19 protein-coding genes and 1 pseudogene are annotated in these 18,915 nt (G+C 58.3%); 14 read left to right on the forward strand and 6 right to left on the reverse strand.

The features are described from left to right. Positions 1–21: 21 nt before the first annotated feature. The 5 genes and pseudogenes from H6F75_RS20300 (at position 22) to H6F75_RS20320 (ending at position 5,895) form a co-directional block, all read left to right on the forward strand. The gene (locus tag H6F75_RS20300; RefSeq protein ID WP_190754276.1) at positions 22–273 is read left to right on the forward strand and encodes a DUF433 domain-containing protein; all 252 of its coding nucleotides are present in this window, start codon (positions 22–24) and stop codon (positions 271–273) included. A 2-nt stretch (positions 274–275) separates the two neighbouring features. Further along, the gene (locus H6F75_RS20305; protein ID WP_190754277.1) at positions 276–632 is read left to right on the forward strand and encodes a DUF5615 family PIN-like protein; all 357 of its coding nucleotides are present in this window, start codon (positions 276–278) and stop codon (positions 630–632) included. A gap of 290 nt (positions 633–922) precedes the next feature. Next, a pseudogene (gene recJ, locus H6F75_RS28875) lies at positions 923–2,647 on the forward strand (single-stranded-DNA-specific exonuclease RecJ); the annotation flags it as partial. A gap of 1,632 nt (positions 2,648–4,279) precedes the next feature. Continuing rightward, the gene (locus tag H6F75_RS20315; RefSeq protein ID WP_190754278.1) at positions 4,280–5,230 is read left to right on the forward strand and encodes a hypothetical protein; all 951 of its coding nucleotides are present in this window, start codon (positions 4,280–4,282) and stop codon (positions 5,228–5,230) included. Next, the gene (locus H6F75_RS20320; protein ID WP_190754279.1) at positions 5,230–5,895 is read left to right on the forward strand and encodes a hypothetical protein; all 666 of its coding nucleotides are present in this window, start codon (positions 5,230–5,232) and stop codon (positions 5,893–5,895) included. Before H6F75_RS20315 ends, H6F75_RS20320 begins: the two co-directional genes overlap by 1 nt. Here H6F75_RS20320 and H6F75_RS20325 read toward each other — a convergent pair. Further along, the gene (locus H6F75_RS20325; protein ID WP_190754280.1) at positions 5,892–6,125 is read right to left on the reverse strand and encodes a hypothetical protein; all 234 of its coding nucleotides are present in this window, start codon (positions 6,123–6,125) and stop codon (positions 5,892–5,894) included. The two genes, H6F75_RS20320 and H6F75_RS20325, sit on opposite strands and share 4 nt — an antisense overlap. A gap of 13 nt (positions 6,126–6,138) precedes the next feature. Here H6F75_RS20325 and H6F75_RS20330 point away from each other — a divergent pair, with 13 nt between their 5' ends. Further along, positions 6,139–6,840 carry a lecithin retinol acyltransferase family protein gene (locus H6F75_RS20330; protein WP_190754281.1) on the forward strand — a complete coding sequence of 234 codons (702 nt, stop codon included), beginning with the start codon at positions 6,139–6,141 and terminating at the stop codon, positions 6,838–6,840. 76 nt (positions 6,841–6,916) lie between these two features. After that, on the forward strand, positions 6,917–7,408 hold the full coding sequence (locus H6F75_RS20335) for a hypothetical protein (RefSeq protein WP_190754282.1): 492 nt from the start codon (positions 6,917–6,919) through the stop codon (positions 7,406–7,408). Between the two features lie 17 nt (positions 7,409–7,425). Here H6F75_RS20335 and H6F75_RS20340 read toward each other — a convergent pair whose 3' ends face one another. Next, complete coding sequence (locus tag H6F75_RS20340; protein WP_242020233.1) at positions 7,426–8,337, reverse strand: phosphodiester glycosidase family protein; 912 nt, start codon at positions 8,335–8,337, stop codon at positions 7,426–7,428. 165 nt (positions 8,338–8,502) lie between these two features. Between H6F75_RS20340 and H6F75_RS20345 the strand changes: the two genes are divergently transcribed. The 6 genes from H6F75_RS20345 to H6F75_RS20370 all read left to right on the forward strand — a co-directional run bounded on the left by H6F75_RS20345 (position 8,503) and on the right by H6F75_RS20370 (position 15,277). Beyond that, on the forward strand, positions 8,503–9,495 hold the full coding sequence (locus H6F75_RS20345; RefSeq protein WP_190754283.1) for a glycosyltransferase: 993 nt from the start codon (positions 8,503–8,505) through the stop codon (positions 9,493–9,495). Continuing rightward, positions 9,495–10,703, forward strand: coding sequence for a glycosyltransferase family 4 protein (locus tag H6F75_RS20350; RefSeq protein ID WP_190754284.1), 1,209 nt, complete (start codon positions 9,495–9,497; stop codon positions 10,701–10,703). Before H6F75_RS20345 ends, H6F75_RS20350 begins: the two co-directional genes overlap by 1 nt. A gap of 154 nt (positions 10,704–10,857) precedes the next feature. After that, positions 10,858–11,715, forward strand: a complete 858-nt coding sequence (larE, locus tag H6F75_RS20355; protein WP_190754285.1) for an ATP-dependent sacrificial sulfur transferase LarE — start codon at positions 10,858–10,860, stop codon at positions 11,713–11,715. Next, the gene (locus tag H6F75_RS20360) at positions 11,693–12,748 is read left to right on the forward strand and encodes a glucokinase (RefSeq protein WP_190754286.1); all 1,056 of its coding nucleotides are present in this window, start codon (positions 11,693–11,695) and stop codon (positions 12,746–12,748) included. Before larE ends, H6F75_RS20360 begins: the two co-directional genes overlap by 23 nt. Before the next feature lie 137 nt (positions 12,749–12,885). Next, on the forward strand, positions 12,886–13,662 hold the full coding sequence (locus H6F75_RS20365) for a YebC/PmpR family DNA-binding transcriptional regulator (protein ID WP_190754287.1): 777 nt from the start codon (positions 12,886–12,888) through the stop codon (positions 13,660–13,662). A gap of 433 nt (positions 13,663–14,095) precedes the next feature. Continuing rightward, positions 14,096–15,277: a TRC40/GET3/ArsA family transport-energizing ATPase gene (locus tag H6F75_RS20370; RefSeq protein ID WP_190754288.1), complete on the forward strand. Its 1,182-nt coding sequence runs from the start codon at positions 14,096–14,098 to the stop codon at positions 15,275–15,277. Here the strand turns inward: H6F75_RS20370 and H6F75_RS20375 are convergent. Beyond that, positions 15,274–15,792 (reverse strand): GNAT family N-acetyltransferase, encoded by a 519-nt coding sequence (locus tag H6F75_RS20375; protein WP_190754289.1) that lies wholly within the window; start codon positions 15,790–15,792, stop codon positions 15,274–15,276. The two genes, H6F75_RS20370 and H6F75_RS20375, sit on opposite strands and share 4 nt — an antisense overlap. 277 nt (positions 15,793–16,069) lie before the next feature. Between H6F75_RS20375 and H6F75_RS20380 the strand changes: the two genes are divergently transcribed. Beyond that, positions 16,070–16,495 carry a YggT family protein gene (locus H6F75_RS20380; RefSeq protein WP_190754290.1) on the forward strand — a complete coding sequence of 142 codons (426 nt, stop codon included), beginning with the start codon at positions 16,070–16,072 and terminating at the stop codon, positions 16,493–16,495. Between the two features lie 31 nt (positions 16,496–16,526). Here H6F75_RS20380 and H6F75_RS20385 read toward each other — a convergent pair whose 3' ends face one another. The 3 genes from H6F75_RS20385 to cobO all read right to left on the reverse strand — a co-directional run bounded on the left by H6F75_RS20385 (position 16,527) and on the right by cobO (position 18,761). After that, a complete protein-coding gene (locus H6F75_RS20385) occupies positions 16,527–17,117 on the reverse strand; it encodes a GIY-YIG nuclease family protein (RefSeq protein ID WP_190754291.1) in 591 nt (196 codons plus the stop codon). A 69-nt stretch (positions 17,118–17,186) separates the two neighbouring features. Continuing rightward, positions 17,187–18,041, reverse strand: coding sequence for an oxygenase MpaB family protein (locus tag H6F75_RS20390; RefSeq protein ID WP_190754292.1), 855 nt, complete (start codon positions 18,039–18,041; stop codon positions 17,187–17,189). Positions 18,042–18,083: 42 nt separating this feature from the next. Then, the gene (cobO, locus tag H6F75_RS20395) at positions 18,084–18,761 is read right to left on the reverse strand and encodes a cob(I)yrinic acid a,c-diamide adenosyltransferase (protein ID WP_190754293.1); all 678 of its coding nucleotides are present in this window, start codon (positions 18,759–18,761) and stop codon (positions 18,084–18,086) included. Positions 18,762–18,915: the final 154 nt, after the last annotated feature.

Consider the following 18,915-nt stretch of genomic DNA (forward strand, 5'->3'; position numbering starts at 1 on the left):
TATTCTAGGGGTTCAAAACCTATGGCTGCCGGTAATGAGACATTGCTATCACGAATTACCTTTAATCCTGAGGTGCTAGGCGGCAAACCTATCATTCGAGGGCTTAGAATTTCAGTGGCGATGATTCTAGAGCTACTGGCGAAGGGCGCAACCATGCCAGAGATTTTAGAAGATTATCCAGAGCTAGAAATGGCTGACATTCACGCGGCCTTGCTTTATGCTTACCGCCTAGTTGAGAACGAAGAGGTGTTTGAGCAAAGTTTAGTGTCTTAGATATGAAGTTCCTGCTGGATGTGAACACTAGCGGAGCTTTGGCTAACATCCTGATTAAATTTGGTCATGATGTTGCTCGGGTCACGGATGTTGATCCTAGAATGAGCGACAGCGCAATTTTAGATTGGGCTGTCATCGAAGAACGCATTATCATCACTACGGATTCCGACTTTGAACAAATGATTTGGCTTCAGGGGCGATCGCACTGTGGTGTACTTCGGTTGGAAAATTTACCTCGTTCGGCAAGGGTAGCTCTCTTAGAAAAAGTCTTGGCTGAGCACATTCAAACTCTCAAAAACGGAGCAATCGTCATTGCAACGCAACAAAAAATCAGGATACGCAGGAAAACCATAGAATAGCTAACACTATTTCTACGAGCATCATCTTGGCCGTTCGGATAATTCGATTGGCGATCGCGTCACCCAAATCCTAACCTTCTGCAAAGTACCTGTTGAGCTAAAAAATTTGCTCCGCATCTATATCCCGCGTAGTGCTCTAACCAGGTGGGTTACGAATCTCTGCGGCGGTGAACTGGGTTCAACCAAATCGGGAACTCCAGCTATGATAAGTTCACACGATCTAGTGCTTCTGTACTGTGACTGAGCCTGCTGCAGCCCCCTCCACCTCGTCTACAACCGCTACGGCTGGCCTGCCGCGCCAGCGGTGGCAGGTGGCACCGGCAAATGCACCCCTAGCAACGTTCTTAGCGCAGGTTACGGGGCTGTCGCCGTTGCTGACTCAGGTGCTAATCAACCGGGGCATTACGACACCAGCGCAGGCCACCGCCTTTCTCGACCCCGAGCGGCAGCAGTTGCCGTCGCCCCTGGCGGAGTTTCCTGACCTGGCGGCGAGTCTAGAGCTGCTGGTTACGGCGATCGCCACTCAGCAGGCGATTGCTATCTGCGGCGACTACGACGCCGACGGCATGACTAGCACCGCCCTGCTGCTGCGGGCCTTACGGGCGCTCGGGGCGCAGGTGAGCTATACCATCCCTAGCCGTATGGCCGAGGGCTACGGCATCAATACCCGCATTGTTGAGGACTGCTACGCCGAAGGTGTAAGCATCATTCTCACGGTGGACAACGGCATTGCGGCGGTAGCGCCGATCGCCCGTGCCCGTGAGTTGGGTCTGGCGGTAATTGTCACCGACCACCACGATATTCCCCCCGAGATTCCCCCAGCGAACGCGATTTTGAACCCCAAGCTGCTGCCCGAGACCTCGCCTTATCGGGGAGTGGCGGGGGTAGGGGTGGCCTACATTTTGGCGGTGTGTCTGGCCCAGGCGCTGGGGCGCACCCAAGACTTGACCGGGCCGTTGCTAGAGCTGTTTACCCTAGGCACCATTGCCGACCTAGCCCCACTGACGGGGGTGAATCGGCGCTGGGTACGGCGAGGGCTGGGGCTGCTACCGCGATCGCGCCTTTTCGGCATTCAGGCGCTGATTCAGGTGGCGGGGCTGGCTGACCAGAGCAAGCCGCTGAAGCCGGAGCACATTGGTTTTCGTTTGGGGCCGCGCATCAACGCCGTGGGCCGGATCAGCGAGCCGCAGATTGTGATTGATTTGCTCACCACCGATGACGTGGGGGTGGCGCTGGAGCGGGCCATGCAGTGCGAGCAGATCAACGGCACTCGCCAGGATCTCTGCCAGAGCATTGAGCAGGAGGCGATCGCCTGGTGTGAGCAGCAGCGGGCGCTGGGCACGGTGGACATTGAGCGCGATCGCGTGCTGGTCGTCGTGCAACCCGGTTGGCACCACGGTGTCATCGGCATTGTGGCCTCGCGGCTGGTGGAGCGCTACGGCGTGCCCGTGTTTATCGGCACCTACGAGGATGACGACCACAAGGTGATTCGCGGCTCGGCGCGGGGCATTCCCGAGTTTGATGTGTTTGCCGCCCTGCAAACCTGCCACGACCTGATGGAAAAGTTTGGCGGCCACCGGGCAGCGGGGGGCTTCTCATTTCTGGCCAATCGCCTGCGCCAGGTGACCACGCGACTATCACACTACGCTTGCCAAACCCTCTCGGTCGATCTACTCAAGCCTTTAGTTAAAATCGACAGCCAGGCGAGGTTAAGCGATATTCATCAGGGCCTGTTTGATCAGATCGACCACCTGCACCCCTGCGGTATTGAGAACCCCGATCCGGTGTTTTGGACGCCGAATGTGCGGGTGCTAGAGCAGCAGACCGTGGGCCGCAACCGCGACCACCTCAAGCTGGTGCTGGCCGAAGCTGGGGGCGAGACGATTAAGGCGATCGCCTGGCGCTGGGGCGAATACTACCCCCTGCCCAATTGCCTCGATGTAGCCTACAAGCTCAAGCAGAACGAATGGCAGGGCACCACGACTGTGGAGCTAGAGCTGGTGGGGGTGCGATTGGCGGCGGGGGCAGAACCCGTGAGCGCTACCGCCAAAGGTCAGCCGCTACCAGCCCGTCTAGGGCTGGCTCTGCCTAAGCTGTCGGTGCCGGTTCCTCTGGCGAAGAGTAGTGATGAAAAGAGGCCGACAACAACACGCCTATCCGAGACACCGTCAGGCACAACGGATGCGCTAGGTGTAAAACGGGCAGAGGCGACCGCCCCTCAGCCCCTCTCACCGCCGACAACCCCAGCTGCGATTCCGGAACGGATTGCTCCACGAATCGCTCCAGTAACCACAGATGCTGCCGAGTTTACCTACAGCAACCGCCGCTACTCCGCTACGACCAAAACGACCCCAGACGCCACCACCCTCACCATCAGTAACCCCGAGGGCCAGCGGTTAGTCGTCAACCGGGGCGATCAGCAAGGCTGGCTTTACCTACCGGGTGAGTCAGCCAAGCCGGTTGACCTCAGCGAACCTCACTACGGCAACCTGGTGCGGGCTGGGGCAGCGGCGGTGGAACTTCAGCAAATGACCCAGCGGCTGGCGGTAGCCGAGGCTCAGCTCAGCGAGAAGGATATCTTACTGGCAGAACGGGATGCTTTATTAGCTGAACAGAACGTTCTGATGGTTCAAAAAGAGTCTCAACTGGCCACGTTAAAAGCTGAGAATGCGGCTCTACTCAAGGCCCAAATACAGCTAAGTCAGCCCCAGCCTGCTCCACGACAGGACAATCCTGTTCAGGCGAAAAAGGCAGATTTTGCGGCAACACAGATCCCATCTATGTCAGTTCAGCCTACTCGGGTCGCTAGGGCCTCAGGTCAGACAGACGTGTCGACTCAGTCAGCGAAGGTTCAGCCCGTATCACCCGTTCAGCCGTCCCCATCGCCCATAGCAGAACCGCCAGCCGCTACGAAAGCCGCAGCGTTACCCCTGAAGCTCGACGAGGTTAAGCAGCAGGTGCGTCAGGGGTTGAGCGATCGCGTTTGGTTTTGCCTCAGCGCCGACAGCCAGAGAGACTTGGCCATTGCGGTGGCCCACCTGTCTACCGCCAGTGGTCCCACGGTTGATGCCACGGCTGTAGCTGGGTTAGCTACAGTGCTCGAGCGCGAACTGTTGCAGCCCCTGCTCGACGACTTTGCCAGCTATGGCGAGCAAACCGGCGATCGCGACCTGACCGCCTTAGCCAGCGATCTAGCCCAGAATGCCAGCTTGGCGGCGCTGCCACCGCTGCTGAGCGAAACCTGGCGATCGCTGACCGCTAAGGCCCTGGCCGCCACCAACAAACCCCGCAAAGCGCTACACGAAACCACCCACGCCGACACCAGCGAAACCCCTTTCCCCATCGACGACAGCCACCGGGTCATGCTCGACGAATTTCTTCAGGGCTGGGATCATCCCATTGCTCGCTGGCTAACCGGGGGTGGGGCCGAAGCTGCCTCCGACCTGGCTCAGGTGGCGCAGCTCCAGCGCTCTAGCAACCCTCTGCCGCTGTGGCAAGGGCAAATGCTGCAACATTTAGTGCTGGGCCAGCGTCAAAAAAAGGGAATTTTACAGAAAATTTTTGGATAGTCTCCCTGATCTTACGGTTGCTCAGGGTATGGTGTTTTGAAAGCTTTGCCCAACCCGAGCCAATCGTTTCTACCTCAAATGGCCAACGCGCTTTTTAAGCCCCAGTTTTTGATGGTTTGCGGCCTCTCGGCGGCTCTGGTGTCCTGCTCGGGCGAAGGGCAGGGCAGCAGCGGCCCGACGCGGTTTGTCAGCATTCAGCCCATTCAGGTGTGCGACGACTTTGGCGTCTTTTGCGCCGACCTGGCCACCTTTGAAGAAGCTACCCGCAAAATTTGGGCCCAGGCCAACCTCGACGTCAGCTTTTTGGCCCCCAATCGGCTCAACGCCAGCCGCTTTCTCACCATCGACAACCAAGCCGAGTTTGCCGAGCTATCCTTTGCCGGCGGGGCCGGAGCCTTTGGACGCAACCCGCTTTCAACCCGCACCTCTGGCCCCATCAGCCTCTGGTTTGTAGAGAGTATCTTCCCCTCAGAAGGGCTTGAAACCTTTGGCCTGGGATGGATTGACCAAAATGGCGTTTTAATCGACGACGATATTCTCACCTTTAATAACGGCGTGGGCCGCCTCGACACAGTGGCCCACGAAATTGGTCACAACCTGGGCCTAACTCATGAGGGCCTTGGGGCCGGGGGCGTGAATAATCTGATGACCGATGGCAGCTTTCGCAATTCGCCCAGCACTCTCGACGACATTACCCCCGATGGTGCGCGGGTAGATCAGCTCACCGATCGCCAAATTGATGAAGCCCGTGACAGCGGCTTTGCTCGCACTGCGCCAGAATCCTCTGCCGACAGCGCCCCCCGCGAACTACTCACCACGCTGCCTCCCCTGGCAGACGCAGCTCCTGATGCGTTACCCTGGGTTGCCCCGCCTAAAGTAACCCCAGTCACCGACCTGGCCCTGCTGCCTGAGGCCGCTTTTGCCGCGACAGCACAGACTCCCCAACCCATTCCCAACGGCCCGGCGATGACGCTGCTAACGACGGTACTGCTGGCGGGCTATCTACGCTGGCAGCCCCGAGGGCGGTGATGACGGTGCTGATTGGCTGGCTGCTAGTAGCTCAGGGAATGATGGCCGTCGTGAACGGGTCTATCCCCTTTAGTGAGACGGCACGAGCCACCAGCACTCAGTTGTCTTTGGGCTTGGCCTGGTCTAGCTGGACTACTCTGCCCGGTTTCGTTCTTCTATCGCAGTCACTGCCTGTGCTTGGCCAGGATTCCATTCCTTACCCGCCGATACTGCGCCATGAAACATCGCCCGCAGGCAACTACCACCTGATTTTGACGCTAGGGAAAGACGAGGCGGGTGCTCGGCGCACCACCGCTAGCCTGTTTGAGACCTTGGGCGATCGCTGCCAGCAGGTCTGGTCGCACACTCTGCCCCATAGCTACGGCCCCCGTCTTGCCCTGGTGAACGACACCGGCACCGTCGTACTGCTCGACGAATGGATCAGCGTGGCCAGTTCTCGCGCCATTGTGGTGCTGGGTTTGAATGGGGAGGTCGAGGCCCAGCACAGCTTTGATGATATTGTCGAGGTCACTGGCCAGTCGCGAGCGGAAGTCGTTGATCAAGCTGCCCAGGGCTTTTGGCTAAGCGGCAACCCTGAGATGGAGCCCACGGGCGATCGCCTGACAATTCCTACCGCTGGAGGACAGCTCAGCTTAGATTTGGCAACGGGAGAAATGGGGTTTTAGCGGTGTGTATGCCCGCACTGCCCAGCCACAAATAGGGCTGTTATAACGAAGAAGAACGATTCTGCCACCAATGCCTGGCTCAGGTTTTTGCTGAAAGGCAACGGCCATGCGTCTTCAACTGGAATTGGGTAAGTTTCCATTGTCAGATACCAAGCTGTCGTAGGTGGCAAACGACCGTTTGCCTTGCCCAAATTGCAGCCCATTTCAAGGTTTTGAAAATACTGTTCCAACGAGACAGCAGCTATGGCTAAGGGTGATCAAATTTACGTCATGCGCGATCTGGCGGGGGTGCCTGGGCTATATCAGCACCACGGCATCGACTGCGGCGATGGCACCGTCATTCACTACAGCAAAGCCCGAGACATTGCCGAGATTGCTCGCACCAGCTACGATGCCTTCTCGTGGAACAATCCGGTCTATACCGTTCGAAAATCGCTGATTTATGACCCTGACGTTGTCGTCGAGCGGGCCACCAGCCGCCTAGGCGAGCGTCAGTATGACTTGCTGCTGAACAACTGTGAACACTTCGCTAACTGGTGTACCACAGGTCGCAGCGAAAGTCGCCAGCTGGCCAACTTTGGCTTGCGCACCGATCAGCTCAACCTGCCCGAACTGCGGCGACTGGCCGAGGGCGATCGCCACACCACCACCCCCGCCGAAGCCCGTGCCAACTTTCAAAAAGCCCTGGGCGACATTGCCGCTGCCTACAACACCACCCTGGCCGATCAGCAAACCGCCTATAAAACAGCTGACGAATGGCATCACGTTGCCCAGAAAGCCCTAGCCATCGGTCGAGAAGACCTCGCTAAAGCGGCGCTTCACCGCAAGGTCGCCGCCAATAAGCGCATCGAAACCCTCACGACCCAGCTCAGTGAACTTGTGGAACTGGAGCTGAATCTTCAGCACAATCGGGCATTCGCAGAACGGCGTCTGGCGATGGAATAAGCAGGGAATGAAGAGTAGAGCACAGCGCTAGTGATCTGGGAAAACTACGCTCACTCTTTACGACCCTAGTTGTCCCATGAGAAAGAAAGAACTGACTCAGCTGGTTAGTTTTGCCTGCGTTGTGTTTATGGCTCAATTCCCTCAGCCCAGCCGGGCGCAAACTAGTCAAGCGCAAACTTCTCACGAGGACGCTGTTCAAGCATGTCGATTGGCCCTAGAAGAGGCTAATACTGTGATCTACGATGAGCACAAAGCATTCATTGATGATGCTTCAGCGGTTGAGCTAGGTGATCTATACAGCAGTTATCCTGCGCAGAAACCTATAGGCATCTTGTTGCGTGTTCAAGGGCAATCTGCACCAGAAATGATGCAGTCGCCACAACTCATGACTGCGCTCAGCACAAGCTTGATTAATCGCTGCCAACCCCTCAGCATGGTAACGTTTCAGCTCGATCAAACAGATTGGGCAGCAACCTTTGGCCTGATAGAGAATCAGATCGTTCCCTTTGAATGTAAAGATCCTGGCCAGTCAACGGTGCTGAACTGGGGAGAGGCCTTTTGCCCATAACAGAGCTTGCCTAGTGACTATTGCAGTTGTAGATTTTCGACCCAGAGAATCGATTTCACCGGGCGCTGAACAAGTTCGCCAGAGGCATTGAGACGACCGTAGTGGGTAGTGCCGTCATACATCAGCGTCGAGGAGCTGCCGCCGTCGAGGTTGAGGGCTTGGGTGACGCCGCGATCGCCCAGAAAGGCCGCCACTTCCCCCATGGTCATGCCCGAGGGCGACACTCCCGGCACCTGGGCTACCATCATCAGCACCACGCTGCCGTCGGCCTTGAGGCCCACCGCCGAGCGAGCATTGGGCGACTGGCTACCGAGGGCATCGCGGCGGGTGGCGCGATCGATAAAGCCCTCCTCCACCGACGTATCCTGAGGCAGCAGCTGAGGGCCAGCACCGACCGCATCCACCAGGGCGCATCCCGCTGGCACAGGGTCTTGATAGAAGGCGATGTCGTAGTTGGGAGTCCCGCCGCAGTCGTAGCGGCGAAATTCTGAACGATTCAGAATCCTATCCATGTAGCTGGCTAAGTCAGGGTTGCCAATCAGCCGCTCGTTTTGGTTAGGGTCGGCTACCAACGCGCCATCCTTCACAACGTAGGACGTGGTGAGGCCATTGTTGGGGTCAAAAAAACCGGCGTTGAGGGCGGCAGTCACGCATCCTGCCCCACAAAGTTGAGAGGCAATCTGGTCAACTCGCGCCAAACCATCCACTACCGCCACCTGCACCGGGTAGCGCACCGGGTCGGGAATCGTGACCACATGCACCGTTGCAGCGGGTAGGCTGACGGTTTCGTAGACCGGAGGCATCGCCGGTTCTGCTGGAACGACATCCTCTGGAGCCGCATCAGCCGCATTGGGAACAGGGGCACAGCTCGACAGGCCTATGGTAACAGCCAGACCAACGGTCAGGCAGGGTTGAAAGATAGAACGCATAGATCCAACAACAGGTTGCCAGCAGTATAGCGAGAAGCGCGATCGTCCTTGCAGATTGGTCTATTTCCTATCGTTGACCAACACATAGCAGTCCCAGCTTCGGGACATCCCCTGAGGTGATGGGCATACTGGAACCAGCTTGCCCTCTGAATTGTGTGACAGACAATGGCGGTTCCCACTGTGACAACCGATGCGGCTCAGCCGATGGTCTATCCCTTGGTGTCAGTGATCGTTCCCATCTACAACGGTGAGGCCGACCTACCCAAACTGGTGCAACGGCTGGTGGGGCAACAGTATCCAGCCGACCGCGTCGAATTTTTGCTGGTGGACAATGGCAGCTGCGATCGCACCCCCGATCTCCTGCGAACCGCCGCCGCAACTGCTGCCTCCCAGGGTATTCAGCTGCGGGCCATCACCTACAGCGCTATCCAAAGCTCCTATGCCGCCCGCAACGCTGGTATTGCCGCCGCTCAGGGTGACATCCTCGCCTTTACCGACGCCGATTGTCATCCTGAGCTGAACTGGCTCGTATCCCTCGTGCAGCCCTTTACCGACCATTCTGTCGGGTTGGTGGCAGGGGAAATTCAGGCCCTACCCAGCCAAAACTGGCTAGAGCGCTACGCCGATCGCCAGGGCACCCTCTCCCAGCACAACACCCTCAACCATAGTTTTTTGCCCTACGGCCAGACGGCGAATTTGGCGGTGCGAGCTGAAGTTTTGGATACAGTCGGGCTCTTTCGTCCCCACCTAACCACGGGCGGGGACGCGGACCTGTGCTGGCGCATTCAGCAAGCCACCCCATGGCACCTCGTCCATGCTGCCGATGCCGTGGTCTACCATCGCCATCGAGATAGCTTGAGGGGTCTGCGCAGTCAGTGGCACCGCTACGGCTGCTCAAACCGCTATCTGCACGACCTGCACGGCGTAGAGCTGATGCGCCCCCTCTCCGCCAAAGAAATTCGCTATCGTCTGCTGCGCTGGGGCCTAAAAGAACTGCCCCAGGCAACCGTTAAGCTCCTGAACGGTCGCGGCACCGCTTTGGAGCTAGCGATCACCCCGCTGGATTTGTGGTGCGCCCACGCCCGCACCCAGGGACAGGCCCAAGCCAAGCTGCCCGAGACTGCCCGCACCATTACTCGTCTGGGAGAACCCGTTTGATGCGAATTTTGATGATCTCAACGACGTTTCCCTACCCGCCGACGCTGGGAGGGACACAAATTCGCACGTTTTATCTGCTCAAATACCTAGGGCAGCGGCACGAAGTCACACTGGTAACGCAGCGCTCCACCGAAGTAACGAATGAAGAGGTCAATGCTCTATCTACCTACGTGGATAAGCTAGTGTGCTTTCCTCGCCCCACAGCCGCAGACCTCCAGCCTGGACTGTCTGGCAAAGTCAGCCGTTTTGCCCATTTTCTGGCTACAGGCACACCCCCCAGCACCACCTACCTACACACACCCGCCATGCAGCAGTGGATCGATGGGTGGGTGGAGGGTGGCCACTGCGACGTCATTACCTGTGAGCACAGCGTCAATGAAGTGTTCGTACGCCCCAGCTATCGCCAGCGAGTGAAGAAGGTGGTAGTAGATATTCACAGCTCACTCTACGGCACGCTGGTGAATCAGCTAGAGACCAAGACAGCGGAGAAGCCGCTGCGCGATCGCCTCAACCTGCCCTTGCTCCGCCGCTACGAGCGTCGGTACGCCCAAAAGTTTTCTGACCTTGTGATCACCACTGAGGAAGACCGTCAATTCTTTGCCCCGATTGCCGGGGCTACTCCCCTGCATGTTGTGCCCAACGGTGTGGATCTGGTGCAATTTCCCTATCGCCGTACTGATCCCGGCGGTCGCAGCCTGGTTTTCGTTGGCGCGATGGACTACATCGCCAATGTAGATACCGCCAAATATCTGGCCCAAGCCATTCTGCCGCCCCTGCGCCAGCGCTATTCCGACGCTAGCCTCTACCTGGTGGGCAACAAACCCACCTTAGAAGTGCAAGCGTTAGGCAATCTGCCGGGAGTCGTCGTTACTGGACGAGTGCCGTCGGTGGCGGAATATCTGCATCGGGCAACGGTGTGCGTGGTACCCATGCGCATTGGCTTTGGCATTAAGAACAAAACCCTAGAAGCGATGGCGGCGGGGGTGCCGGTAGTGGCAAGCGATCGCGGCCTCGAAGGTCTCGCCGTAGACCAGCCCCAGCGGGCGCTGCGAGCTAACACGGTGGATGAGTATGTAGAGGCGATCGGCCAACTCTTTGACCAGCTCGAACTGCGCGCCACCCTATCGCAGCGCGGCCGCGAGCTGATAGAAGACACCTTCACCTGGGAGCGGGCCGGGCAAGCCTACGAAGCCGTGCTGAACGGCTAAATTTCAAGTTACCAACGCTGTTTGGATGGGGCACAAGGTCCTGCGATCGCGAGAAGTAGGCAATGGGAAAGAGGCATCGGTAGGATGGAGACAGGCGGCCCTCTGGCCTAGCCCAATTTCTAGGCCCCATCCTTTCAACTTCTGTAGCTCAACTATGGTGTCGCAAAAACTTGACCAGCTCAAAGCCCTATTCGCCGGGATGGATCGGGCGCTGATCGCCTATTCGGGCGGCATCGACAGCACACTGGTGGCTAAGGTCGCCTACGACGTGTTGGGCGATCGCGCCCTTGCCATCACCGCCAACTCTCCTTCGCTCATGCCCGCTGATTTAGAAGAAGCCCAGGTGCAGGCGGCGGCGATCGGCATTGCCCATGAAATTGTCGCCACCCACGAGCTAGATAATCCTAATTACGCCGCCAACCCCGTCAACCGCTGCTATTTCTGCAAGAGCGAGCTGCACGACACCCTCAAGCCCCTGGCCCTGGGGCGGGGCTACCCCTACGTGGTGGATGGCGTTAACGCCGATGACCTGGGTGACTACCGCCCCGGCATTCAGGCGGCAAAGGAGCGCGGTGCCAGATCGCCCCTAGCCGAAGTGGGCATCACCAAGTTTGAGGTGCGCGAGATCTCGCGCCTGCTGGGTCTGCCCTGGTGGGATAAACCGGCGCAACCCTGCCTCAGCTCGCGCTTCCCCTACGGCGAAGCCATTACGTTAGAAAAGCTGCGGCGGGTGGGCCAGGCAGAGCTGTACCTGCGGCATTTGGGGCTGCGGCAGCTCAGGGTGCGATCGCAGGCCGACACCGCCCGCATTGAAATTCCTGTCGAAAATATTAAAGAATTTGTAGCTGCCACCGATCTTGAAGCCCTGGTAAAGGCGCTGCAAGACTACGGTTTCACCTACGTCACCCTTGATCTAGAGGGCTTTCGCAGCGGTAAGCTAAACCAGGATCTGCCCGCAACTGTCGTTAGCCCATCAGAACGTTCCAGCCATGACCTATCTGCTTGCCGGTGATATTGGTGGCACCAAAACCATTCTGCGCCTGGTCGAGGCCAGCGCACCCAGTCCATCGACCCCGGTGATTCTCAAAAACGAGTTTGAGCGCACTTACTCTAGCCAGGCCTACCCCGACCTGGTGCCCATGGTAAAAGATTTTTTGCACCAAGCCGCCATCGACGCTGGGCATACCTACGCTCCCGAGCGGGCCTGCTTTGCGATCGCCGGGCCAGTCGTGGAGAACACCTCCAGTCTTACCAACCTGGCCTGGTCGCTAGAGGGCGATCGCCTCCAGGTAGAACTTGACCTTGACCGAGTTGAGCTGATCAACGACTTTGAAGCCGTTGGCTATGGGGTCTTTGGCCTCGCTGCCGAAGACATTCACACCCTGCAAGCGGGCGACCCCGACGGCAACGCCCCGGTGGCCATTATTGGCGCGGGCACCGGCCTGGGGCAGGGGTTTGCCCTGGCGACTAGCGGTCGCCCCCTAGTGTTTCCGTCCGAAGGGGGCCACGCCGACTTTGCGCCCCGCTCAGAGCTAGAGTTTCAGCTGATGCGCTATCTGATCGACAAGCACCAGATCTCTCGCGTGTCGGTAGAGCGGGTGGTATCGGGCCAGGGCATTGTAGCGATCTACCAATTTCTGCGCGATCGCGAGTTTGCTACCGAAACCCCAGAGATCGCCGAAGCGATCACCGCTTGGGAACGCCAAACCGGCCTCTCCAGCAAAACCGTTGACCCCGGTGCCGTCATTGCCCAGGCCGCCGTGGGCTGCCGCGATCGCCTCTCCCACAAAGCCATGGAAATTTTTGTCTCCGCCTACGGGGCCGAAGCGGGCAACCTGGCCCTCAAGCTGCTGCCCTACGGCGGCCTCTATGTAGCTGGGGGCATCGCCGCCAAAAACCTAGACCTGATTATGGCAGGGCAGTTTTTGGATGCGTTTACCCACAAGGGCCGCGTCAGCCCTCTGCTCGATCGGGTGCCGGTGCATATCGTGCTCAATCCCCAAGTGGGGTTGATCGGAGCAGCTCTTAGAGCTGCTGCGCCCTGAGCCACAGATGCAGAGCCTAGGGTGCCTCGGTGAATAGCCCTGTTGATCTCGAACCCTAAAATACAACCCTGGGTTTTTGGCCTGTGACGATCCCCAAGGGGATAAAATCAAGCATGCAGTGCATCCGTTTGTGAGGTATGGCAGGTCATAGCAAGTGGGCCAACATCAAGCGCCAAAAGGCGCGGGTTGATGCCGTTAAGGGCAAAGTCTTCGCCAAAATGTCGCGGGAAATCATTGTGTCGGCGCGCCAGGGCGGTGACCCAGCGGGCAACTTTCAGCTGCGCACCGCCATCGACAAGGCCAAGGCCGCGGGGGTGCCCAACGACAACATTGACAGGGCGATCGCCAAAGGTTCCGGCAACCTCAGTGCCGATAACAGCTTCGAAGCCATCCGCTATGAGGGTTACGGCCCCGGCGGCGTCGCCATCTTAATTGAAGCCCTTACCGACAACCGCAACCGCACCGCCGCCGACCTGCGCGCCGCCTTCAGCAAGAGCAACGGTAACCTCGGTGAAACCGGCTGCGTCGGCTGGATGTTTGAGCAAAAAGGCGTCGTCACCATCATTCACCCCGGCGACGAAGAAGCCCTGCTCGAAGCCGCCATGGAGGCCGGAGCCGAAACCTATGAACTCACCACGGTGCTAGGTCGCCGCGACGAGGAAATTCCCGCCGCTGAGCTATTTTGCGCCCCCGCCGATCTGGAGGCCCTCGACACCAACCTCAAAGCCCAGGGGTTAACCGTCCAACAGGCGGAACTCCGCTGGCTGCCTAGCAACACCCTGGTTGTCGATGACCCCGACCAGGCCCGCCTGCTAGTCAAACTCATGGATGCCCTTGAAGACCTCGACGACGTGCAGTCCGTCACCGCTAACTTCGACATGGCCGAGGAGTTGATGGATGCGATCGCGGCCTAGGAGAGCGGGGTAAATGGTGGGCAATGCCCACCCTACTAAACGCGAGACAGCAGTTGAATCAGGTGGCCATAACCATAGAGTTGAATGCCACCGACAGCTCCGTTTGCAGAACAGACGTTTAAACCCATGATCAGTCATTCCTTTCCGCCCCAGCGGCAGATCTGGCTGTCTCCCCCAACGTGCGCCACAACCACCTATCGAACAGAACATTCCATGTCGCCCCAATCCCTGATAACGACAAGTACTCTGCTGGGCGAACAGCCGTTCGCCCCTACAACAGGAATCGTTGACTCAAAAACCTTCAAGCGTAGAAAAAATAACGATTTCGGGGATCACATCCCAACACGCTCTCCCTCTCGTCCTGCGGAAACCCCAAAAACCCTATAGATTATAAAAATAGGGAAACCATAACGGAAAAGGCGAGGACACCCACATGCGGGTATTGTTAATGACCGGTAAAGGTGGCGTCGGCAAAACCTCCGTCGCAGCCGCCACGGGCCTGCGCTGCGCAGAACTGGGCTACAAAACCCTGGTGCTGAGCACCGATCCCGCTCACTCCTTAGCCGACAGCTTCGATATAGAACTAGGCCACGAGCCTCGCCTAGTGCAGCCCAACCTGTGGGGCGCAGAACTCGATGCCCTGATGGAACTCGAAGGCAACTGGGGTGCGGTGAAGCGCTATATCACCGACGTGCTTCAGGCCCGTGGTCTTGAAGGCATTGAGGCCGAAGAGCTGGCCATTCTCCCCGGCATGGATGAAATCTTTAGCCTGGTGCGCATGAAGCGCCACCACGACGAAGGCGAGTATGACGTGCTGATTATCGACTCGGCCCCTACCGGCACCGCCCTGCGCTTGCTCAGCCTGCCTGAAGTGGCAGGCTGGTACATGCGCAAACTCTACAAACCCTTTCAGGCCGTTTCTGAAGCCCTGCGGCCCCTGGTGCAGCCCTTCTTTCGCCCAGTGGCGGGCTTTAGCTTGCCTACCAAAGAGGTGATGGATGCACCCTACGAATTTTACGAGCAGCTGATTGAGCTAGAGAAAGTGCTCACCGACGCGGGCACCACCTCCGTACGTTTGGTCACCAACCCCGAAAAAATGGTGATTAAAGAATCGCTGCGGGCCCATGCCTACCTCAGCCTCTACAACGTGGGCACCGACCTGGTGATCGCGAACCGCATCATCCCCGACGAAGTGCAGGACCCCTTCTTCCAGCGGATGAAGGAAAAGCAGCAGCAGTATAGGCACGAAATTCACGAGAACTTTCACCCACTGCCGGTGAAAGAAGCGCCTCTGTTTGCCGAAGAACTCTGCGGCCTAGAATCTCTCCAGCGCCTCAAAGAAACCCTCTATACCGACGAAGACCCCACCCAGGTCTACTACAAAGAGACCACCCTGCGCGTGGTGCAGGAAGAAGGCAGCTATAGCCTGGAGCTTTATCTGCCCGGCATTCCCAAAGACCAAATCGAGCTGAGCAAGTCGGCAGACGAGCTGAATGTGCGCATCGGCAACCACCGCCGCAACCTAGTTCTACCCCAGGCTTTGGCGGCCCTACAACCCGCCGGGGCTAAGATGGAAGACGACTACCTGAAGATTCGCTTTGCCAGTGCCGGCTAGGAAGTAGGCCGGACAAAGCAGCGATCGCCGGCATCATAGGAGCGCAGGTTGGGGGCCTGGCTAAATTCCACTTCCTCGTACCCCAGCCTTGCCAGCAGTCGGCGACTCCTGTCGTTGTCTGGATGCACCGTCGCCCACCACACAGTTTCAGGGACGGCTGTCGCCAGGTAGTCGTGCCACCAGAGCATGGCTTCAAAGGCTAATCCTTTTCCCCACCAGGCTTCGCCAAACAAGTAGGCGACCTCTCCCCACTCGCCGTACCCGGTTGCCTCAAGACGGCCAATCGTCAGAGCCGGTGGGGCTTTCAAGCGCACGGCTACATTGAACCATCGCTCGTTAGCTGAATCCACGGGTCCCTTCGCTCGGCTAGCATACTCCGTTTTGAGGTCGGCGCGAGTTGGCAGGCTCTCAGTCGGCTCGATGAAAGCGAGGACCGAGGGAGTGACCAAAACCGAAAAGAGCTCGTCGGCATGGGCCGCAGTGAGCGGCTCAAACCACAGATTCCTGCTCTGCATAGGGGCATGGTTCGCTGCTTGGGTGCGCTCCTCCATGATTGCTACCCTACTTGGCGATCGCTGCGCCGATGTCCTATAGCTTTCCTATCCCGTTGATTTATGGTGGTAGGCACTATTTGTGCTGGTTTGATAATATCCCTGGCAGAGATAGCCTCTGAGCCATACTCTATATAAATAAGTGAGCCAAACTGTAGCGCTGGCCGAGCTGCGTTATGTTTTAGCTAACGTAGCGGTTACTTTAGCACCAAGAACCGTTAATTGCAGGCAATAACACCCCATGAGCCAAAGACCCAACGGATACGATGAGTTTGAACGCAGTCGAGAACTCATTCACAACCAGGAGGTTTATCGTCTCAGGCAGGAGCATGCGCGACTGCGGGAAGCCCAGCGCCGGGCTCGGTTGGCTTGGGTGCGCAATTCTATTGTGCTGCTGGTCGGTGCCTTAGAGGTGCTGCTGGCGCTGCGGTTGTTTCTGCGGCTGACTAGCGCCAACCCCAACAACCCCTTTGCTCAAACCATTTACACGCTGTCAGAGCCGTTTATGCGGCCATTCTCGACCCTCTTCATCAGCCCCACTAACGCTGACGCCACTCAAATTTTTGACCTCAACAATTTAATTGCCATGGCTATCTATGCCCTGCTGGGGGGCTTGGCGATCGCCCTCGTCAACTACCTCCAAGGCCCAGGTTTCCAAAGTCGCTAACTGTTGCTCACCGCCAATTGGGATTGGGGCGTTAGGCCTCTAGCTTGCCCCCCACAAACGGAGTGCTCCAGATCGCCCAGTTTTCTTTGTTAAAGGGCGATCGCCAGCGGCGAATCAGCTCCAATTCCAACGACTGGCGGGCCTTGCGATCGCAGTCAGCGTGGGGCCAAAAGCCAATGTTCACCGCTACGGACAGTTGGTGAACCCGGTGGGCTTCCACATAGCTGAGAATGTAGCGTTTGCAGTCGTGTACCCCCTTCCAGCGCTGGTTTGACTTGACGGTTTCGCCCACGTAGAGCAGCACCGCCGCGTCGTGATCGACCACAAAGTACAGAGCGGGCACGCCCGATTCTTGGAACTGCCCCCGCCAAAACTCGGCATTGCGGGGCGGCAGGGTGAAGGGATCAATCGTATCCGCAGGCGAAGCCTCGACGACATCAAACAGCGTCCCCTGCACTGACGGGTCAGACTCGACGGTGGCCTGAAACTGAGCCACCCGCTGCTTCCAGCCCTGGAGTTCGTCGGCTGGCATGGCTGACCCCGCCGGCCGGTTGTAGGCCCACGACAAATCCGCCGCCCGCAGATCGGTGTCGGAGAGCAAGGAAGGCTGATAGTCAGGCATGGGGCTACCGGTAGCGGCTACGGCTTTTGATAATAGTGCATAACCCCACAGATAGCGTTGGCGAAGCGCCTACAGCCGCGATCGCAGCGTCTCTGGCCCAATATCCTCCAGGGTGTAGCCCTCGGGGTAGCTGCGAATGGATTGATCAACAAAGAAATCGGGCTCGGTACGCGGCGGTAGACGGCGCAATAGGCGACTGCGGGCTTTAAGGGCGATATTGGCTAGCTGCTGCACCGCTACCGGCACCGGCTGCCATCCCAGCGCCGCTAGCAAGGGCGGGTCGAGCAGGCAGGGCAGTCCCCAATTCACTAGTGGTCGGATGACGGCAGGAAACCACGACAGCAGCATGTGTCGGGTGGCGTCAGCGACCCGCTGGTTGGTGGGAGCATAGGCAAACTGCTCAGCCTCAAACTCGCGGTTGAACTGCTCAAACGTCTCGTAGGTCGGCGGAATGTCTTGGATACCCATGCGATCGCCAATCGCTCGCCAGAAGTAGTAGCAGGCCAGCCGCTCCTGCTGACAAAAGGGCCGCCAACCAAAGCGATCGCACCACCGCACCGGCTCATACACAAAGGTCGAGAGCACGTAGAGGAAGTCGCGGTTGCCGATAGCATAGTGGCGATGAATGGCATTCATGCGCTGAATAAACGCTTCGCCTCGGGGGCTGTCGTAGCCGTGCTTGAACACCTCAGACACCACAATGCCAGTGTCGTCGTAGCGCTTTTGGGCATGGTGGCGAAACTCACCCGTTTTATCCAGCAGCGCCGATACGCTGGGGATGCAAAACGTTCGCAGCAGAGCAACCTCCAGGGCGCGGGTGACATCCCAGGGGAACTCGTAGCCCGCCAGCAGGCAGCAGATTTCGACATGGTCGCGCTCGGGGTCGAGGCTCTGAATGCGGCGTAGGGTGGCGTAGCGATCCATGGGGAGTGGATGGTGGATAAGTAGGTGAGTGGATGGGTGGAGTTAGTATTCAATGCCGGGTTGGGCTTTGATGCCCTGTTCGCGGAAAGGGTGCTTCACTGGGGTCATCTCCGTCACCAGGTCGGCCTGGTCGATTAGCGCCTGGGGTGCGCCTCGTCCGGTGAGAATGACGTGGGTCATCTCCGGCTTTTCGGCTAGCCCCGCCGCCACCTGATCGACGCTCAGAAAACCGTGCTTGAGGGCAATGTTAATTTCGTCGAGCAAAATAGTTTTGTATTCGGGGTTACGGATGTAGGAAAGGGCGGTTTCCCAAGCGGTTTGGGCCGTTTGGGTATCGCGATCGCGGTCCTGCGTATCCCAGGTAAACCCTTCGCCCATGGCGTGGAAGGTGAGCTGGTCGCCAAACCGCTCTAGCACGGCCTTTTCCGCCGGTTCCCACGCGCCTTTGATAAACTGCACGATCGCTACTTTGTAGCCGTGGCCAACAGAGCGCAGCACCATGCCCAGGGCGGCGGTGGTTTTGCCCTTGCCGTTGCCGGTGTTGATAATTACCAAACCCTTTTCGACATTGCGCTCGGCGATGCGCTGCTGCTGCACCTCCTGGCGGCGCTGCATTTTGCGGCGATACTGCTCTTCAGATAAACCTGCCCCTTCAGCCTCTTGGGTCAGGGCGGCGGCAGCAGCATCGAGGGGATTGGCGGTGTCAGTAGGTTGAGTCATGGGGTTTCAGATAAAGGGTGAGGCGGGCAAAACGCATGGATCAGCCGCATGGGCCTAGATAGTTTCTGCACTATTTAGCCAGATTAAGCTGCTACGACACACTAGAGCGATCGTACACCCAGCCAAATCGCTGGCTAAAGCCGTAGTCATTCAG

It is taken from the genome of Nodosilinea sp. FACHB-131 (assembly GCF_014695395.1).
GTDB lineage: Bacteria > Cyanobacteriota > Cyanobacteriia > Phormidesmidales > Phormidesmidaceae > Nodosilinea.